The sequence below is a fragment of the Campylobacter gracilis genome (assembly GCF_018374135.1).
Classification (GTDB): Bacteria; Campylobacterota; Campylobacteria; order Campylobacterales; family Campylobacteraceae; genus Campylobacter_B; species Campylobacter_B gracilis_A.
In genome coordinates, this window is record NZ_JAHAFS010000004.1 from 49,792 (window position 1) to 66,569 (window position 16,778).

Genomic DNA, 16,778 nt, shown 5'->3' on the forward strand with positions numbered 1-16,778 from the left:
TCGCCGCCAAGACGCGAGGTCGCGTAATACGTTATAAAGGCAAACGATGCAAAGTTCAACCTCATAAATCCCGCTAAATTTAAACCAAACCAACAAACAAATTTAAATTTAAGGCAGAATCATGAAAAGACGAGACTTTCTAAAACTAGGTGCGCTAGCTGCGGCTTCAGCGCAGGCAAAACAATTTGACGCGGCGGCGCAGGCGATATTTGACGAGCAGATGGGGCTTTGCGCGAATAAATTTGGCGCATTTTACGTCCAAACCATCGGCGGTAGGGTCGTGGGCACCGAGCCGTTCGAGGGCGACGCGATGCCAACGGTGCTAAACAACGCCCTAAGCGATCACATCCAAAACGAAACGCGCGTGAAATACCCCTACGTGCGCAAAAGCTTCCTTGCCGATCCCGCAGATCCAAAACCCGAGCTTCGCGGCAAAGAGCCCTTCGTGCGCGTTAGCTGGGACGAGGCGATAAAGCTAAGCGCTAAAATTTTAAAAGAAAACTTCGATAAATACGGCTCGCAGGCCATTTACGGGCAGCTTTATCAGTGGGGCAGCCTAGGCAAGGTAGGTCACTCGCAGCGCACCGCAAAGCGCATGCTAAACGCGCTAGGAGGCTACGTGAGCGAGCTTGGCGGCTACTCATACGGTGCGGCGACGGCGTTTTTGCCTCACGTGACGGGATCAATCGATCCGACGCATAATCCTACGCGCTGGGAGGGCGTGGTAAAGGAGGCTAAAACGATCGTGTTTTGGGGCACGAACCCCGTCGTCTCAAACAAGATCGCTATCGGCGTGCCGATGCACAACTCCTACGCCTACTACGAGATTATGAAAGAGAAATTTAAAAAAGGCGAGATGAAAATTTACAGCATCGACGTTTATCGCAACGAAACGGCGGAGTATTTTGGCGCGCACTATCTCGCCGTGCGCCCTTGCACCGATACGGCGATGCTAATCGGGCTTTGCGAATATCTTTACGAAAACGGGCTTTACGACAAAGAATTTATTGAGCGCTACACGGTCGGGTTCGATAAATTTAAGGAGTATTTCACCGGCGCAAAAGACGGCGTGAAAAAGGATCTAAAATGGGCGAGTAAAATTTGCGGCGTGAGCGAAAAGGAGCTAAAAAGCCTAGCCGACACGCTAGCTAAAAAAGACACGCTCATAGTCACGGGCTACGCGATACAGCGACAGCACCACGGCGAGATGGCGTACTGGGCGCTCATCACGCTGGCTGCGATGCTAGGCGATATCGGCAAGACGGGGCGCGGATACGTGATGAACGATCAGATGCATAAAAACGCCGATATTAGCTTCATCGCGCCAAAGCTTCAGGCCTTTAATCCCGCGGTAAACGAAAAATACATCGCCCCGCAAGGCAAGCTAGCCAAGGCCAAATACCACGAGATACCAAACAGCAGGCTCATAGACGCGATCATGGAGCCGGGCAAAGAAATCGAGCGCAATGGCAAAAAATACGTCATGCCGCACATCCGCGTGATGTTTAACGCCAACGGCTCGACCTTCACCCGCCATCCCGACACCAACCGCGCGGTCGAAGCGATGCGTAAGATAGAAGCGATCATCACAACCGAGCCCTTTTGGACTAGTACGGCGAGGCTCAGCGACATCGTGTTGCCGTCGGCTCTTGAGTGCGAGCGCACGGATATCGAGTTTGCAAACTCGACTAGCGAATATCTTTTTGCGATTAAGCCGCTAGTAAAGCCCGCGGGCGAGAGCAAGAGCGACTTTGAGATCGCGCGGCTCATCTGCGCGCAGTGGGGCGAGGAGTACGAGCAGGCCTTTAGCGAGGGCAAAACGGAGCTTGAGTGGGTGAAGGAAATCTACGCCGATGCAGTCCAAAAAGCCGAAGGCATGGGCATAGCGATGCCTAAATTTGAGGAGTTTTGGCAAAAAGGTTACGTTAAATTTGATCAAGTAGACGAGAAAAAGCGGTACTTCACAAACTACGCGGACTTCCGCGCCGATCCCGAGAAAAACGCGCTAAAAACCCCGTCGGGCAAGATCGAGCTCCACTCCGAAGCGGTCGAAAAACTAGGCTATGCCGACTGCCCGCCGCACGCGACGTGGATGGAGCCGTTTGAGTGGCTGGGCGGCGACGTGAGCAAGTATCCTATCGCCATCAGCGGCGCGCACTCTAAATTTAGACTCCACTCGCAGCTAAACAGCTCGCTCATCCGCAACTACGCCGAGATTGCGGGCCGCGAACCCGCGCTAATTAGCCCCGCCACGGCAAAGGCGCGCGACATCAAAACGGGCGACGTAGTAAGGATCTATAACGACCGAGGCGAGATCCTCTGCGGCGCGCTGGTAAGCGATACAGCGCAAGATAACGTCGTGATCGTAAGCGAGGGCGCGTGGTACGATCCTGCCGTCTGGGGTGAGAAAAGTCTTTGCAAACACGGCAACATAAACGTGCTAACGAGGGACGTACCGAGCTCGCAGCTATCGCAAAGCAACACCGCGCACACGAGCATGGTGCAGATCGAGAAATTTAAAGGCGAACTGCCGAGCGTAACGGCGTTTGATAGACCCGCGACGATAGAGGCTTAGCGCGCTTTCTAGCTCTTGTGCCAAAGCCCTACCAGCCGTTTATCGCAAACAAAATCGCTAAGTTTTTCTGCGCCAAGAGCTCGTCCGAGAGGCGGTCGTATTCGTCCCCGAGCCCCATTTCTTGCGCCATAGACGGCGGCTCATCGTCCCAAGAACCCATCGCACCGAATACATCGGCGATCCCCGCTGCGGCAAACGCCCTCAAGCTCGGCTGCGGCAGCGCTGCAAACGAAACGGCGTAATACTCGCCTACGGGGACTTCGCCCCGCAGCGTCTTAAGCGCATTATCAAACGTCTGCGCGAAGTTTTCGCAGCCTATCTTACTCGCAAAATCCCTGATTTGCACTAAAACATTCTCGAATTCTGCGCTGTTATCGCGTGCGTTTAGCGCATACCGCGGCATCCCGCGCCAAAGGCGCTCGACGTATTTCACATACCAAGCCTTTTTGTCGCGATCGTATTTCCAATCAGGCGTAAAAACGCCGTCAAAGTCCTCAAAGCGGCAGACGATGCCGTTTACGTTCATCCCCGAAAAGCCCAAAAGCGCTCTATCTTTTGCGAAAGTTGGAATACTAAGCCCCGCGTCCTTCAGACCGAGCTTTAGGCACTGCTCTATCCAACACCGCTGCGCGTAGATCGGCTCGTCTTCGCGTCCTTTTTGCGCGAGCCGTCCGGTGAAAAACTCGCACGCTTTTTGCAAAAGTGGCGAGCCCGTGCTTTCGTCGGCGCCTTTTTTCTCGCCGCTTTTTCATTTGCCGCTTCTTTGCTGTTCGCGCGCTTTTGTTTCACTGCCTCCGTCACACTGCTCTGCACTGCGCCGTACGCATCTTTTTGCTCCGCAGCTTTACTTGCGTCGTTTACGCCGCCATGCGCTGCGCGGCTCACACCCTCTGCGGTGCGGAAATGCTCCTTTGTAAACTCAAAATTTAAATATTTTATATATTTTTGATCTTGCAGCGGCGGCTTAGGATTGCCGCGCAGAGCCGATTTTAGCGCGACGCACAGCGCGCACGAGAAATATAATTCGCCATTTATAGATATCTTTAAATTTAGACGCTTACATTCATGCAGCGGATTATTTATGCTCCGCACCAAAAGCTAGCGGCGGCAAAATTTTAAAATTTTGCGCCTTAGCGACAAATTTAATCACGATAAAATTTGCGCGTGAAGCAAAAACAAATCTGCGAAAAGATAGAATTCTCAACCGCCGCGAACATAAATTTAAAAGCCGCCGCATCGAAAGAGGTGCCGTTATAAATTTAGAGCAGCTCGCGCATGAGCACGGATAAAATTCCGAAGCCGAAATCTACAAATGCCACAAACAAGGCGACGTGCGTTAAATTTACGCGCACTTTAAAAATGACAAACCGCTTTAAAGAAATTTCAATCGCGCTCGCGTTATGAAATTTTAAAAGTGAGCTGTCACTAAATTTAACCAGGGCGGTCGCACTGCGGGATCGAGGATCGCGCCTATCCCAAGCAAGCTCGCGCTATGAAATTTTAAAAGCGAGCCGTTGCGTCCAAACTAGCTAAATTTAAAATTAAGCAATAGCGCCATTTGCGCTACGAATACCGCTCGTCGGCAAGCTACCACTCGCAAGCTCTGCCCGCAAGCCGCCGATCGCAATCCCCACGCCGAAAGCGCCCTACGCTACGACGTTTGGAAACTCATAGACCACGCGACCGCCTTTGATCGTGCATACCGCAGCGCCCGTAAGCTGCTTGCCGAAAAGCGGCGAGTTGCGCGATTTGGACTTATTTAGCGCCTCGTCGTAAACGTAAGAAATCTGCGGATCGATGATCGTGATGTCGGCCAAAAAGCCCTCTTTGATCTCGCCTTTGTCTTTTAAATTTAGAATTTTAGCCGGGTTAAACGAGCACAGTCGCACCATGTCTTCAAGGCCGATGACGCCTTCGTTTACGAGCCGCAGCGTAAGCGGCACGAGGGTTTGAAGCCCCAAAATTCCAAACGGCGCATGGTCGAATTCGACAAATTTATCGTCGGTGTTGTGCGGCGCGTGATCGGTCACGATGGCGTCGATCAGACCGCTTTTAAGCGCCTCTCTGATCGCCTGCACGTCGCTTTGGGTGCGAAGCGGCGGCGACATTTTAAAATTTGTATCGTATCCCATCAGCTCGCGCTCGTCGAAGGTAAAATGATGCGGCGTAGCCTCGCAGGTGACGCGGATGCCCTCGCGTTTAGCCTGCTTTATGAGCTTTAGCGACCACGCCGAGCTTACGTGCGCGATGTGGATGTGCCCGCCCGTCTTTTTGGCAAGTAGCAGATCGCGCGCGATCATGATCTCCTCTTTTTCGCTCGCCATCCCCTTTAGACCGAGGATCGCGCTTATCTTGCCCTCGTTCATCACGCCGCCGTGGCAAAGCGAGCAATCCTCGCTGTGATTTATCACGAACGAGCCGAAGTGCGCGGAGTATTCGAGCGCCTGTCGCATCACGGAGCTGTCAGTCACGGGCAGCCCGTCGTCGCTGAAAGCCACGCAGCCTGCCTCAAGCATATCGCCCATCTCGACGATCTTTGCGCCCTTGCAGTCCTGCGAGATCGCGCCTATGGGCAATAGATCGATAAGCCCGCGCGCCTTAGCCTTGGCGATCATCGCGCGCGTGATGCTTGAGTTATCGTTCACGGGCTTGGTATTTGCCATCGGGAGGCAGGTCGTCACGCCGCCTGCGACCGCGGTTTCGCTGCCGCTGATGACGTCGTCTTTGTATTCGAGCCCTGGGTCTCTAAAATGCACGTGCATATCGATAAGCCCCGGCATCACGAGCTTGCCCGCAGCGTCTATGACGCGATCTGCGGCGGGACACTCGCGCGTGATCTTTGAAATTTTATCGCCTTCGATCAGGACGTTTGCTTCCTCGCTGCCGCCCCAATTAACGATCGTGCCGTTTTTTATCAAAATTTTCATCGTGCGCTCCTGTTTAAATTTATCGTATGAAGTATCGCCATTCGCATCGCCTCGCCGTTTTCTACCTGATCTAAAACGCAGCTATAGCGCGGATCGTCGGCTACGTCGGAGTTGATCTCCACGCCGCGGTTGATCGGGCCCGGGTGCATTATCATGACGCCCTCTTTCGCCGCTTGCATCCGCTTAGCGGTAAGTCCGAAAAATTTCGAGTACTCGCGCACGCTTGGGAAACTCGGCTCGCCGTCCTGCCGCTCAAGCTGAATTCTAAGCATGATGATGACGTCGGCGCCCTCGATCGCCTCCTCTACGCTTTTGCATATCGGGCAGCCGAACGCGTCGCAGTCGCGCAACATCATCGGAGGGCCGAAGAGCCGCACGTTTATGCCGAGCTTTTTCATCGCCCAGATGTCGCTTCTAGCTACGCGCGAGCGAAATATATCGCCGATGATCGCGACGTTTAAATTCTCGATCCTGCCCTTGTGCTCGCTTATCGTAAAAAGATCAAGCAGCGCCTGGCTCGGGTGCTCGTTCAGCCCGTCGCCCGCATTTACGATCGATGCATCGCAGTTGGCCGCGACGAATTTCGCCGCGCCCGAGCAGCTGTGGCGCAACACGAAGATATCGGTGCGCATCGCCTGCATATTTCTGATGGTGTCGATCAGCGTCTCGCCCTTTTTCGTGCTGCTATCTGCGGCGTTGAAATTTATGCTGTCTGCGCCCAGACGCTTGGCTGCGATCTCAAAGCTAGTGCGTGTGCGGGTGGAGTTTTCAAAAAACGCGTTGATGACCGTCTTGCCGCGAAGCGAGTCGGATTTTTTGATATCGCTGCGGTTGAGCGCTTTAAACTCGCGCGCCAGATCTATAAAGTCGTAGATGTCCTCGCGGCTCAGATCCTGCGCGCTAAGAAGATGCTTTAGCTTATACATTCCCTCTCCTTTTTTGGGCCGAATTTCAGCCGTAATTGTATAAAAAAATCTCTGATAAAATTTTAAAATTTAAGAGCGGAGCTCAAATTTAGACGCGGGATTTTGCTTGTAATTTCATTTGAGTTCGCATACGAAGCGCGAGCGGAATTTCGGGGTAAAATTTAAAAATTTTGAGATTAAATTTAGGCTTCTTGAGCGAAAATTTTAAAAAATCCGCCGCGCCGCTTACGTAAAATTTTAAAGCTTTACGCGCAGCGGGCGGCTAGAAAAGCAAAGAATTTAAAGCTTATTTAAATACTCTATATAATTTTTCGCACTATTTTCTACGGCTTGCTCGCTTTTATCGTAAGTAAAGCCGTATGAGACGAAATTTGGTAGCGCAATCGCGCCGACGAAATTAAATGTAGCTTTAAATGGCGCTAGCACCTCATCTACGCTAAAGCCCACGATGCCGTTTTTAGAGTAGTTTGCCTCGGTCGCGCCAAGCGAGATCGCAAGCGCGAATTTTTTGCCTTTAAGCTTGCCGCCGCTCTCTGCGCCATAAGCCCAGCCACGCGTAAAAACATCCTCAAACCACTGCTTAAGAAGCGGTGTGCAGTTTGAAAAACGAAACGGAAACTGAAGCACGATTTTATCGTGGCTTTCGAGCAGTTTTTGCTCCTTTTCCACATCGATTTTAAAGTCCGCATAAAGCGCATAAAGATCGTGAAGCTCGAACTTATCAGGATGGGCTAGCACAGCATCCCTCCAGTGGCGGTTTACAAGCGAGTTTGCGATATTTGGGTGGGCTAAAATAATGAGAGTTTTCATTTCTATCCTTTAAATTTGAAATTGCGGGGCGCATTATAGCCCTACTTCGTAAAATTTTTCTTGTTTTATCGCAAGCAGCCTTAAATTCTAAAGCTTTACCGACCGCCACTCGCTTATCTTTACAGCAGCGTCAAAGAGCGGAGCTTTGAATTCCAAACTTCATCCAATACTCGCGCTTTATTTTAGAAATGCTCGCCCTTGGGGCACTCGTTGCATTTTAAAGAGATTTACCACTTCTTTGCAAATATTCATATTCCATTGCGGAGGCTCGCGCGAGTAAAATTTTAACGAAACCGCCGCGCAGGGGAAATTTTAATAAAATTTAGCGCCGTTTCTCTGCGAGCATTCGCCATAACAAACAAATTTAAGCTAAATTTAGCCACGTTTAAATTCTAAAGCTTTGTCCACCGCTTTCGTCATCAGACTCCAAGCTATCATCGCGCTCTTATGAGTGTCCGTCACGCTTTCGTGCAGGCTCGTCACGCTCCTGCGAAGACTTGCCACTTCCTTGCGAGTGGTAGTTGCAACAAAAATTTTGAGTAAAATTTAGCGTAATTTAAATTCTAAAGCTTTGTCTGCCGCTCCCGTCATCGGGCTGCGGATGCTCATCACGCTCCTGCGAGCGCCCGCCGTGCGGCTCCTGTCTGAGCTGCACGCCAAAGCCCTCCAAGACCTTGCCTAGGCTCTCGTTCGCATCTTTTATAATTCCTTGCAGGCTTTGCCCCATCTGATCAAGATTTTTGCCCGCCTCGCGTGCCGCCGCCTCGCCCTGCTTTAACAGATCCTCGATCCTATCTGCGTTGCGAGCGGCGAAATCGCTCAAGGCTTCAGGCGCCTTTTTCTGTAAATTTTGCAAGGCCTCGCCCAAAACTTTAGCATCGTTTGCAAGCTCGTCTATCGTGGAGTTTAGATCGGATTTTTGCTTGCTCTCAAAGCCATGCGGCACGGAATTTTGCACGGAGCCTTGCGTAGAATTTTGCACGGGGCTTTGAGCGGAATTTTGCTCCGAGCTATCCGCGCTTTTATTAAAATTTTGCCCTTGATTGCCCGCGCTAAAATTCTGCTCCGAGCGTGCGTTTTGTTCACGATCTTGCGCGTCCGATCCGCCGTCGCAGCCGCTCAAAACACACGCCGCGGCTAGCGCCAAAGTGAAATTTCGCACCGCGCTTATAAAGCTAAAATTTCTAGCGCGATCCGCCGATATAAAATTTTGCCCGCTGCCCGTCGAAATGAAATTTCGCAGCCGTTTAAAGCCCGGCTCGCCGCTAGCTCGGATAAAATTCTGCGCTAAATCGCGTCCGCACTCTTTCAAAATTCGTCTTTTCAAAATCCGCTCCTTTAAATTTCATCTCTCGCAGGCGCGCTCGGAAGCCGCCCGAAAAACAGATCGCTTCTAAGCTTCAAAAGCAAGCAGATAGCGATATCGGCGCTTTGTTCGCGGATGTAGTTTCGATCGCCCTTTAGATGAAATTCCCCGACGATCTGTTTGCCGCCCTGCTCCTTCGCGCCGATGAAGACCGTCCCTACGGGCTTTTGCGCGCTTCCGCCGCCGGGGCCCGCGATACCGCTTACCGCAAGAGCGAAGCTCGCCCCGCTGCTTTGTAGCGCGCCCTCCAGCATCTCGCCCACGGTCTGCGCGCTGACCGCGCCGTAGCGAGCGAGCGTATCTTCGCCTACGTTGAGCCAGAGATTTTTTATCTCGTTGGCGTAGCTTACGAGCGAGCCGTCAAAAACGTCGCTCACGCCCGCGACCGCGCCGAATTTTGCGGCGATTAGCCCTGCGGTGCAGCTTTCGGCAAAGGTGATCTTAGCGCCTATTTCGCGCAGTCTATCCACCACAAAGCCCATAAAATCGCCGCCTTCGATGTAGCAGCTCTCATAATACTTGCCGACGCTTTGCAAAAACGCGTCCAGCGCTCCGAATTTCATCGCACTGGCGCGCACGAGTAGCAAAAAGGAGCAGGGCCTGCTGATCGTAAGCGAAATTTTATAACTGATCGCGAGGCTTTCTAGGCGCTGCTTTACGCTTTCGTATTCGCAATCGAAGAGATAAAAGCTCTCGCCCGCGCTCGGCGCGTCTTGAAGGATCGGCGGCAAGCTCTGCAAGCAAAGCGCCTTGATCACGTTTACCGAGCAGCCTCTGACGTTTAGCAGGAAGCTGTTTTTCGCCACCGTGCGCGCCATCGAGGGAGCTAGGGTTTCTCCGTTTTTCAGCTCAAGTGAATCGAAAGAGAGCGTCGATAAAATTTTACCGACGACCGCGTAAGCGGAGTTTGCCGCAAAGATCGTGATGAAATCGTACGAATCGATCATCTTTTCAAGCGCGAAGGGTAAAACCTTATCGTTTTCGCTTAAGAATTTCAGATCGTCCATCCGCCCGAAAACTCGTTCGTAGCTGCGAGAAATATAGCTCATCAAAGCCGCGTCGTAGCGGATCTCCTCGCCGATTACAAGGATGATATTTTTCATAAAGACCCTCATTAAATTTTCGCACATTATAGCATAAACGCAGGCTGCTCTTTCAGAGCTTTTTAATGGCGTTTTGGATAAACTTCACAAATTTTTTAAGACACGAAAAGGTACAAATATGGACTACAAAGATACTCTCTTTCTTCCTACGACGGACTTTGCGATGCGAGGCGCGCTACCGCAAAACGAACCTGCGCGGTTTAAGGCATGGTACGACGAGCGTAAAATTTACGAAAAGATGAAAGCTAGGCGCAAGGGCGCAAGCGTCAGCTTCAATATCCACGACGGCCCGCCGTACGCTAACGGACACCTCCACATCGGCCACGCGCTGAATAAAATTTTAAAAGACATCATCACCAAAACCCATTATTTCTTCGGCGAGGATATCCGCTACGTGCCGGGCTGGGACTGCCACGGTCTGCCGATCGAGCAGCAAGTAGAGATCAAGCTAGGCGAGCGGAAAAAATCGCTTTCAAAAGTGCAGATCCGCGAGCTTTGCAGACAGCACGCCAAAGAATTTATCGACGTGCAGCGCAATGAATTTAAAGATATGGGGATTTTGGGCGACTGGGACGATCCGTATCTGACGCTAAAATTTGAGTTTGAGGCTGAAATTTACAAGGCGCTCTGCCAAATCGCAAAAAAAGGAATTCTGATCGAGCGCTCAAAGCCCGTGTTTTGGAGCTGGGCGGCAAAAAGCGCGCTCGCAGAAGCCGAGGTCGAATACAAAGACAAAGAGGACTACTCGATCTTCGTGGCGTTCGATCTAAGCGATGAAGCGAACGCTAAAATCGGCGCGAAAGGCGCCAAAGCGGTCATCTGGACGACCACGCCTTGGACGCTGCCCGCAAACGGCGCGATATCTTTGAACCCGAATGAAATTTATGCGCTGACGAGCGAAAATTTAATCCTTGCAAAACCTTTGGTCGAAAGCCTCGTAAGCCTAGGCATCACCAAGGGCAAGATCGTAAAAGAATTTAAGGCTACCGAGCTTGAAGGCTTAAACGCGATCAACCCGCTAAACGATAGGGCTTCGAAATTTATCCTCGGCGAGCACGTCCTGATGGACGGCGGTACTGGGCTCGTGCATACGGCTCCGGGACACGGCGAGGACGATTATTTCGTAGGGCTTAAATACGGCATCGAGGTGATTATGCCCGTGGATGAGGGCGGCTGTTTCGACGAGACACTTAAAACCAAAAAACTCTTCCGCGCAGACGTCGTAGATGAGCTCGTGGGGATGCATATTTTCAAAGCAAACGAGAAAATTTTAGAGCTTCTAGGCCCCGCGCTTATCAAATCCGGCAAATTCGTCCACTCCTATCCACACTGCTGGCGCACGCACAAGCCGGTGATCTACCGCGCGACAAAGCAGTGGTTTATCGCGATGGACGAGCCAATGCCTAGCGGCAAGACGCTGCGTCAGGTGGCGCTAGAGCAGATCGGAGGGGTTAAATTTTATCCGCAAAGCGGCATCAACCGCCTTACTTCGATGATAGAAAACCGCCCCGATTGGTGTATCTCGCGCCAAAGAGATTGGGGCGTGCCGATCGCATTTTTCCGCGATAAAAGCACCAAAGAGCCGATCTTTGATGAGAAAATTTTAAATAATATCTACGAAATTTTTAAGGCTAAGGGCGCGGATGCTTGGTGGCAGATGGAAATTTCGGAGCTTTTGCCGCAGGACATCGGCTATAAGGCTGAAAATTTAGAAAAGGTGATGGATATCTTAGACGTTTGGTTCGATAGCGGCTCTACATGGAAAGCGGTGCTGCAAAGCGGCGCCTATGATGCGGGTAAATTCCCTGCGGATATGTATCTTGAGGGCAGCGACCAACACCGCGGCTGGTTTCAGAGCTCACTGCTTCTAAGCTGCGCGATCAACGAATGCGCACCGTACAAAAGCATCCTCACGCACGGATTTACCGTCGATGAGAAGGGCCAGAAGATGAGCAAGTCCGTCGGAAACGTCGTCTATCCGCAAGAGGTCGCAAAGAGCCACGGCGTGGAAATTTTACGCCTTTGGGTCGCGATGAGCGATTACTCGACCGATCTAAAGATCAGTGACAATATCCTAAAGCAGGTAAGCGAGCAGTACCGCAAAATCCGAAATACGATAAGATTTCTGCTCGCAAGCACCAGTGATTTAAATGAGATCGAGACGAGCAATTTTACGCGGCTTGACCGCTGGATCCTAACGCGCGCTACAAACGCCTTTTCGAGCGCGGAAGCGGCGTTTAGAAACTATGATTTTTCAAAAGGCTTCAACGCCTTACTAAATTTCTTAAGCGCCGATCTGAGCGGAATTTATCTTGATATCTGCAAAGATAGGCTCTACTGCGACGCACCCGACGAGCCGCGCCGCAGAAGCGCACAAAGCGCGATCGCTCTGATTACGCGAGCGCTGATACCTTTAATCGCGCCTACGCTAACTTACACGATCGACGAAGTGATGGAATTTGCGCCGCAAATCATTAAAGAGGGCAAAGAAGACGTTTTCGATCTGACATATAAGCCGATAGAATTTGACGATTTTCTAGAATTCGACGAAATTTTAATCAAATCGAGAGAGAAGTTTTTCGAGCTTATCGACGCGCTTAAAAAGGACAAGATCATCAAATCGACGCTTGAGCTGGTTTTGCAGACGAGCTCGAACGAAATTTTATCAAACGACATCCTAGGCGTGGCGGATTGGTTCATGGTAAGCGACGTGGACACTCTGCAAAGCGGGCCTGCTCTGGCGGAATTTAAGATAAACGACGAAATTTTCCGCCTCGTAAAATCCTCTAAACATAAATGCCCGAGATGCTGGAAATTTAACGCAAAAGAGCCTGATGAGCTCTGCCCGCGCTGCGCGAAGGTCATGCATGCTCGCTAGCCCCATAAGTCTCGGCTTCGTATTTTTTACGATCGCGCTGATCTGCGTAGCAACGGGCGTGGGGATCTATTTCGTGAATAAATTTAAGGATGGCAGATGATAAGTTTGAAAGAGGCTCTAAAGCTGAGCGCGGATGAAATTTCGACGCTCAGAGCGGAGCTAAAGGATAAAATTTTAAAAACCGAAGAGCTCGGCGCCTACGTCGAGCAGCTTACGGGCGAGGCTTTAAACGTCAGCGGCGAGGGCGTGCCGATCGCGATCAAAGATAACATCCAGGTAAAAGATTGGAGCGTCACTTCAGCGAGCAAAATTTTGCAAGGCTACGTTGCGCCGTACGACGCGACGGTGATTAAAAAGCTACGCGAGCGCGGTTTGGCGCCATTTGGGCGAACGAATATGGATGAGTTTGCGATGGGAAGCACGACCGAAAGCTCATTCTACGGCAAAACTCTCAATCCGACCGATCACTCGCGCGTACCCGGCGGCAGTAGCGGCGGAAGCGCGGCTGCCGTAGCGGCAAATATCGCCATAGCCGCACTCGGAAGCGATACGGGCGGCTCGATCCGCCAGCCGGCGGCATTTTGCGGCTGCGTAGGCTTTAAGCCGAGCTACGGCAGGGTCAGTCGCTACGGGCTTGCGGCGTATTCGAGCAGCCTCGATCAGATAGGACCGATCACGCGCAGCGTCGAAGATGCGGCGATTTTATACGACATCATCGCAGGCCGCGACGAGATGGACAGCACGAGCTACGCGGGCGCTTACGAAAGCACCGCGGATAAGCTAAACGCGGATCGCAAGCTTAAGATCGCCGTTATAAAAAATTATATCGACGAAGCCTCGCAGCAGGTCAAAGAGGCTCTAAATTCGGCTATAGAAAAGCTAAAATCCTTCGGGCACGAGATCGTTTACCGCGATCTTTGCAGCTCCAAATACGACATCGCGACCTACTACATCATCGCAACCGCCGAGGCTAGCGCAAATTTAAGCCGCTACGACGGCGTGCGCTACGGAAACCGCGCGAAGGCTTTAAATTTAAAAGAGCTCTACGCCAACACCCGCGGCGAAGGATTTGGCGACGAGGTCAAAAGAAGGATGCTTCTAGGCACCTTCGTGCTAAGCAGCGGCTATTACGACGCGTATTACATCAAGGCACAGAAGGCAAGGGCCTTCATCAAAAGCGAATATGAGGAAATTTTAAAAGACGCCGATTTGATCTTTATGCCGATCGCGCCGGGCGTGGCGTATAAATTCGGCGAGCTTAGCGATCCGCTTCGCGCGTATCTTAGCGACATATACACGATCGGCGTAAATTTAGCAGGGCTTCCCGCAATCTCCGTGCCGGTAGCGAAAAACAAAGAGGCTCTTAATATCAGCGCGCAGCTCATCGGGCGTGCTTACGACGAACAAACGGTGCTGGACGGCGGCTTGAGTTTAGAAAAAATCGTGAAAGGATAAGTATGAAGATCGTCAAAAAGGCTCTGACCTTCGAGGATGTTTTGTTGGTACCGCAATACTCTGAAATTTTACCCAAAGAGGTCGATATCAGCACGAGTTTTACGAAAAATATCACGCTAAATACCCCTCTTGTGAGCGCTGCGATGGATACGGTCACCGAGTACCGCACGGCGATAATGATGGCACGCCTCGGCGGCATCGGCGTGATCCATAAAAATATGGACGAGGACTCCCAAGCCAAGATGGTTCGCCGCGTAAAAAAGAGCGAAAGCGGCGTCATTATAGACCCTATCTCGATCAAGGCAGACGCCACGATCAAAGACGCTCTCGATCTGATGGGTGAGTACCACATCAGCGGCATTCCCGTTATCGACGACAACGGCGTGTTGATTGGAATTTTGACCAATCGCGATCTGCGCTTTGAAACAGACACCGCCGCGCTAGTAGGCGAGAAGATGACCAAAGCTCCGCTAATTACCGCCCCAAAAGGCTGCACGCTTGATGATGCGGAGAAAATTTTTAGAAATAATAAGGTAGAAAAGCTTCCGATAATCGACGCAAACGGTCATTTAGAGGGGCTTATTACGATTAAAGACCTTAAAAAGCGCATCGAATACCCAAGCGCCAATAAAGACAAATTCGGCCGCCTTCGCGTTGCCGCGGCAATCAGCGTAGGCCATCTGCAAAGAGCCGAAGCTCTCGTCAAAGCGGGCGTCGATGCGCTTGTGATGGACTCTGCGCACGGACACTCCAAAGGCATTATCGATACGCTTAAGGAGCTGAAGCGAAATTTTGACGTCGACGTAGTGGTCGGAAACGTCGCAAACCCCGCCAGCATAAAGGATATCGCAAACGCAGGAGCGGACGCGATTAAAGTAGGCATCGGCCCGGGCTCGATCTGCACTACGCGTATCGTAGCGGGCGTGGGCGTGCCGCAGTTTACCGCGATCAACGATTGCGCGATCGAAGCGGCTAAATTTGGAATTCCGATCATCGCAGACGGCGGCATCAAATACTCGGGTGACATCGCCAAAGCTCTAGCCGCGGGCGCAAGCTCGGTGATGATGGGAAGCCTGCTTGCAGGCTGCTACGAAACGCCGGGCGAGCTCATTACGTTTCAGGGTCGCCAGTACAAAACCTACCGCGGCATGGGTTCCTTAGCGGCGATGCAAAAGGGAAGCTCGGATCGCTACTTTCAAGACGGCACCGCAAAAGAAAAGCTCGTACCCGAGGGCGTCGAGGGGCGCGTACCTTACGCGGGCATGCTAAAAGACGTGATCTTTCAGCTGCTAGGCGGCTTGCGAAGCTCGATGGGATACTGCGGCAGCAAGGATATCGCGACCTTTCAGCAAAAGGCGGAATTCGTCGAGATCACGAGCGCAGGTCTTAAAGAAAGCCACGTCCACGACGTCATCATCACGCAGGAAGCGCCGAATTACCGAGTAAATCAGTGATCCTTCAAAGCAAAATTCAAAATTTCGACGAGCCGCTCTATCTGGAGAGCGGCCGCGTCTTTTCCAACTTCAAGCTCGCCTATGAAACCTACGGCGAGCTAAACCCGGACAAATCAAACGTCATCGTCATCTGCCACGCCTTAACCGGCTCCGCGCACGCCGCGGGACTTTACGAAGGCGACGTTAAGCCCGGCTGGTGGGACGGACTCATCGGCGATCATAAAGCGGTCGATACGACAAAATTTTTCGTCATCTGCATAAACATTTTAGCTTCGCCGTTCGGCTCGACATGCCCGCTTGATGTCGATGAAAGCAGCGGCCGCGAGTACCGCTTGCGCTTTCCCGTAGTGGTCGTCTCGGACGTCGTGCGCGCGCAGATGATGCTTTTAAAGCGCCTCGGTATCGCTCGCGCGCGCGCCGTTATCGGCGGCAGCCTGGGCGGCATGCAGGCGCTGTGCTACGCGATCGAATATCCGGAGTTTGCGGATGAAATTTTCGTACTCGCAAGCACATACGCTACGCAGCCTTGGGCGATCTCGTTTAATAAGATCGCGACCGAGGCCATCTTGCGCGATCCAAATTTCAAAGGCGGCAACTACGATAAAAATCTGATCGCCGAGCACGGACTTGACGGCATGGCGGTGGGGCGCATGGCGGGACATATAAGTTTTTTAAGCCCAAGCTCGATGCAGGAAAAATTTGGGCGCAACTACGTCGAAACCGACGGTCTTTACGAGATTAATGGGCGCTTTCAGGTCGATCGCTACCTTGAATACAACGGCGAAAATTTCGCGCGCAGGTTCGATCCGCTGTGCTATCTCTACATCGCTAAGATGATGAATATATTTGATTGCACGCGTCACTACGGCAATCTCAAAAACGCCTGCGCACAGATCAGATCGCGCCTGCACCTCATCTCTTTCAAAGGCGACGTGCTCTTTCCACCGGAGCTAATGAAAGAAATTTACGATGCGATGAGCGATCTGGGCAAAAAGGATCGCGCGAGCTACGCGCAGATCGACAGCGACTACGGACACGACGCGTTTTTGGTCGAGATAGAAAAATTTGATTACATCATAAAAAGGATTTTGGATGAGTTTTGAGGAAAAAATGGAAAAAATTAACGCGCTTTTAAAAAGCCTAAACGACAAGGATCTGAGCCTAGAGGAGAGCGTGAAGCTGTATAAACAGGGCGTCGCGCTGCTAAAGGAGGCGAAGGAAATTTTAGAAAACGCCAAACTCGAGGTTGCCGAAATAAACGCACCCGAGCAGGCTTAGGAGGCG

13 protein-coding genes are annotated in these 16,778 nt (G+C 51.7%); 6 read left to right on the forward strand and 7 right to left on the reverse strand.

Going from position 1 to position 16,778, the window contains the following annotated elements:
* Positions 1-121: 121 nt before the first annotated feature.
* The gene (locus tag KH703_RS02800; protein WP_304293942.1) at positions 122-2,575 is read left to right on the forward strand and encodes a molybdopterin-dependent oxidoreductase; all 2,454 of its coding nucleotides are present in this window, start codon (positions 122-124) and stop codon (positions 2,573-2,575) included.
* A gap of 28 nt (positions 2,576-2,603) precedes the next feature.
* On the opposite strand, the gene KH703_RS02805 is transcribed toward KH703_RS02800, so the two are convergent.
* From KH703_RS02805 to KH703_RS02835, 7 genes are all read right to left on the reverse strand, one after another.
* Entirely contained in the window at positions 2,604-3,275 is a 672-nt protein-coding gene (locus KH703_RS02805) for an RNA polymerase subunit sigma (RefSeq protein ID WP_304293944.1), read from the reverse strand.
* 946 nt (positions 3,276-4,221) lie between these two features.
* Positions 4,222-5,502, reverse strand: coding sequence for a dihydroorotase family protein (locus KH703_RS02810; protein ID WP_304293946.1), 1,281 nt, complete (start codon positions 5,500-5,502; stop codon positions 4,222-4,224).
* Positions 5,499-6,428, reverse strand: a complete 930-nt coding sequence (locus tag KH703_RS02815) for an aspartate carbamoyltransferase catalytic subunit (RefSeq protein ID WP_304293948.1) — start codon at positions 6,426-6,428, stop codon at positions 5,499-5,501. Before KH703_RS02815 ends, KH703_RS02810 begins: the two co-directional genes overlap by 4 nt.
* A 279-nt stretch (positions 6,429-6,707) precedes the next feature.
* The gene (locus KH703_RS02820; RefSeq protein ID WP_304293950.1) at positions 6,708-7,238 is read right to left on the reverse strand and encodes an NAD(P)H-dependent oxidoreductase; all 531 of its coding nucleotides are present in this window, start codon (positions 7,236-7,238) and stop codon (positions 6,708-6,710) included.
* A gap of 375 nt (positions 7,239-7,613) precedes the next feature.
* Complete coding sequence (locus KH703_RS02825) at positions 7,614-7,742, reverse strand: hypothetical protein (protein WP_304293952.1); 129 nt, start codon at positions 7,740-7,742, stop codon at positions 7,614-7,616.
* Positions 7,743-7,794: 52 nt separating this feature from the next.
* Positions 7,795-8,565, reverse strand: coding sequence for a hypothetical protein (locus KH703_RS02830; RefSeq protein WP_304293954.1), 771 nt, complete (start codon positions 8,563-8,565; stop codon positions 7,795-7,797).
* Between the two features lie 11 nt (positions 8,566-8,576).
* Positions 8,577-9,707, reverse strand: a complete 1,131-nt coding sequence (locus tag KH703_RS02835; protein WP_297961547.1) for a CinA family protein — start codon at positions 9,705-9,707, stop codon at positions 8,577-8,579.
* Between the two features lie 118 nt (positions 9,708-9,825).
* Here KH703_RS02835 and ileS point away from each other — a divergent pair, with 118 nt between their 5' ends.
* The 5 genes from ileS to xseB all read left to right on the forward strand — a co-directional run bounded on the left by ileS (position 9,826) and on the right by xseB (position 16,772).
* Positions 9,826-12,585, forward strand: coding sequence for an isoleucine--tRNA ligase (gene ileS, locus KH703_RS02840; protein ID WP_304293957.1), 2,760 nt, complete (start codon positions 9,826-9,828; stop codon positions 12,583-12,585).
* Between the two features lie 96 nt (positions 12,586-12,681).
* The gene (gene gatA, locus KH703_RS02845) at positions 12,682-14,040 is read left to right on the forward strand and encodes an Asp-tRNA(Asn)/Glu-tRNA(Gln) amidotransferase subunit GatA (protein WP_304293961.1); all 1,359 of its coding nucleotides are present in this window, start codon (positions 12,682-12,684) and stop codon (positions 14,038-14,040) included.
* 2 nt (positions 14,041-14,042) lie between these two features.
* Positions 14,043-15,494, forward strand: a complete 1,452-nt coding sequence (gene guaB / locus KH703_RS02850) for an IMP dehydrogenase (protein ID WP_295152204.1) — start codon at positions 14,043-14,045, stop codon at positions 15,492-15,494.
* Complete coding sequence (locus KH703_RS02855; RefSeq protein ID WP_304293963.1) at positions 15,491-16,597, forward strand: homoserine O-acetyltransferase; 1,107 nt, start codon at positions 15,491-15,493, stop codon at positions 16,595-16,597. Before guaB ends, KH703_RS02855 begins: the two co-directional genes overlap by 4 nt.
* Positions 16,587-16,772: an exodeoxyribonuclease VII small subunit gene (gene xseB / locus KH703_RS02860; protein WP_005872361.1), complete on the forward strand. Its 186-nt coding sequence runs from the start codon at positions 16,587-16,589 to the stop codon at positions 16,770-16,772. Before KH703_RS02855 ends, xseB begins: the two co-directional genes overlap by 11 nt.
* Positions 16,773-16,778 lie beyond the last annotated feature (6 nt).

Excerpts from the sequence above, each read along its gene's own strand:
- KH703_RS02835 (WP_297961547.1), bottom strand. The coding sequence starts at position 9,707 with ATGAAAAATATCATCCTTGTAATCGGCGAGGAGATCCGCTACGACGCG.
- guaB (WP_295152204.1), top strand. The coding sequence starts at position 14,043 with ATGAAGATCGTCAAAAAGGCTCTGACCTTCGAGGATGTTTTGTTGGTA.
- KH703_RS02810 (WP_304293946.1), bottom strand. The coding sequence starts at position 5,502 with ATGAAAATTTTGATAAAAAACGGCACGATCGTTAATTGGGGCGGCAGC.
- KH703_RS02800 (WP_304293942.1), top strand. The coding sequence starts at position 122 with ATGAAAAGACGAGACTTTCTAAAACTAGGTGCGCTAGCTGCGGCTTCA.
- ileS (WP_304293957.1), top strand. The coding sequence starts at position 9,826 with ATGGACTACAAAGATACTCTCTTTCTTCCTACGACGGACTTTGCGATG.
- gatA (WP_304293961.1), top strand. The coding sequence starts at position 12,682 with ATGATAAGTTTGAAAGAGGCTCTAAAGCTGAGCGCGGATGAAATTTCG.
- KH703_RS02815 (WP_304293948.1), bottom strand. The coding sequence starts at position 6,428 with ATGTATAAGCTAAAGCATCTTCTTAGCGCGCAGGATCTGAGCCGCGAG.
- xseB (WP_005872361.1), top strand. The coding sequence starts at position 16,587 with ATGAGTTTTGAGGAAAAAATGGAAAAAATTAACGCGCTTTTAAAAAGC.
- KH703_RS02820 (WP_304293950.1), bottom strand. The coding sequence starts at position 7,238 with ATGAAAACTCTCATTATTTTAGCCCACCCAAATATCGCAAACTCGCTT.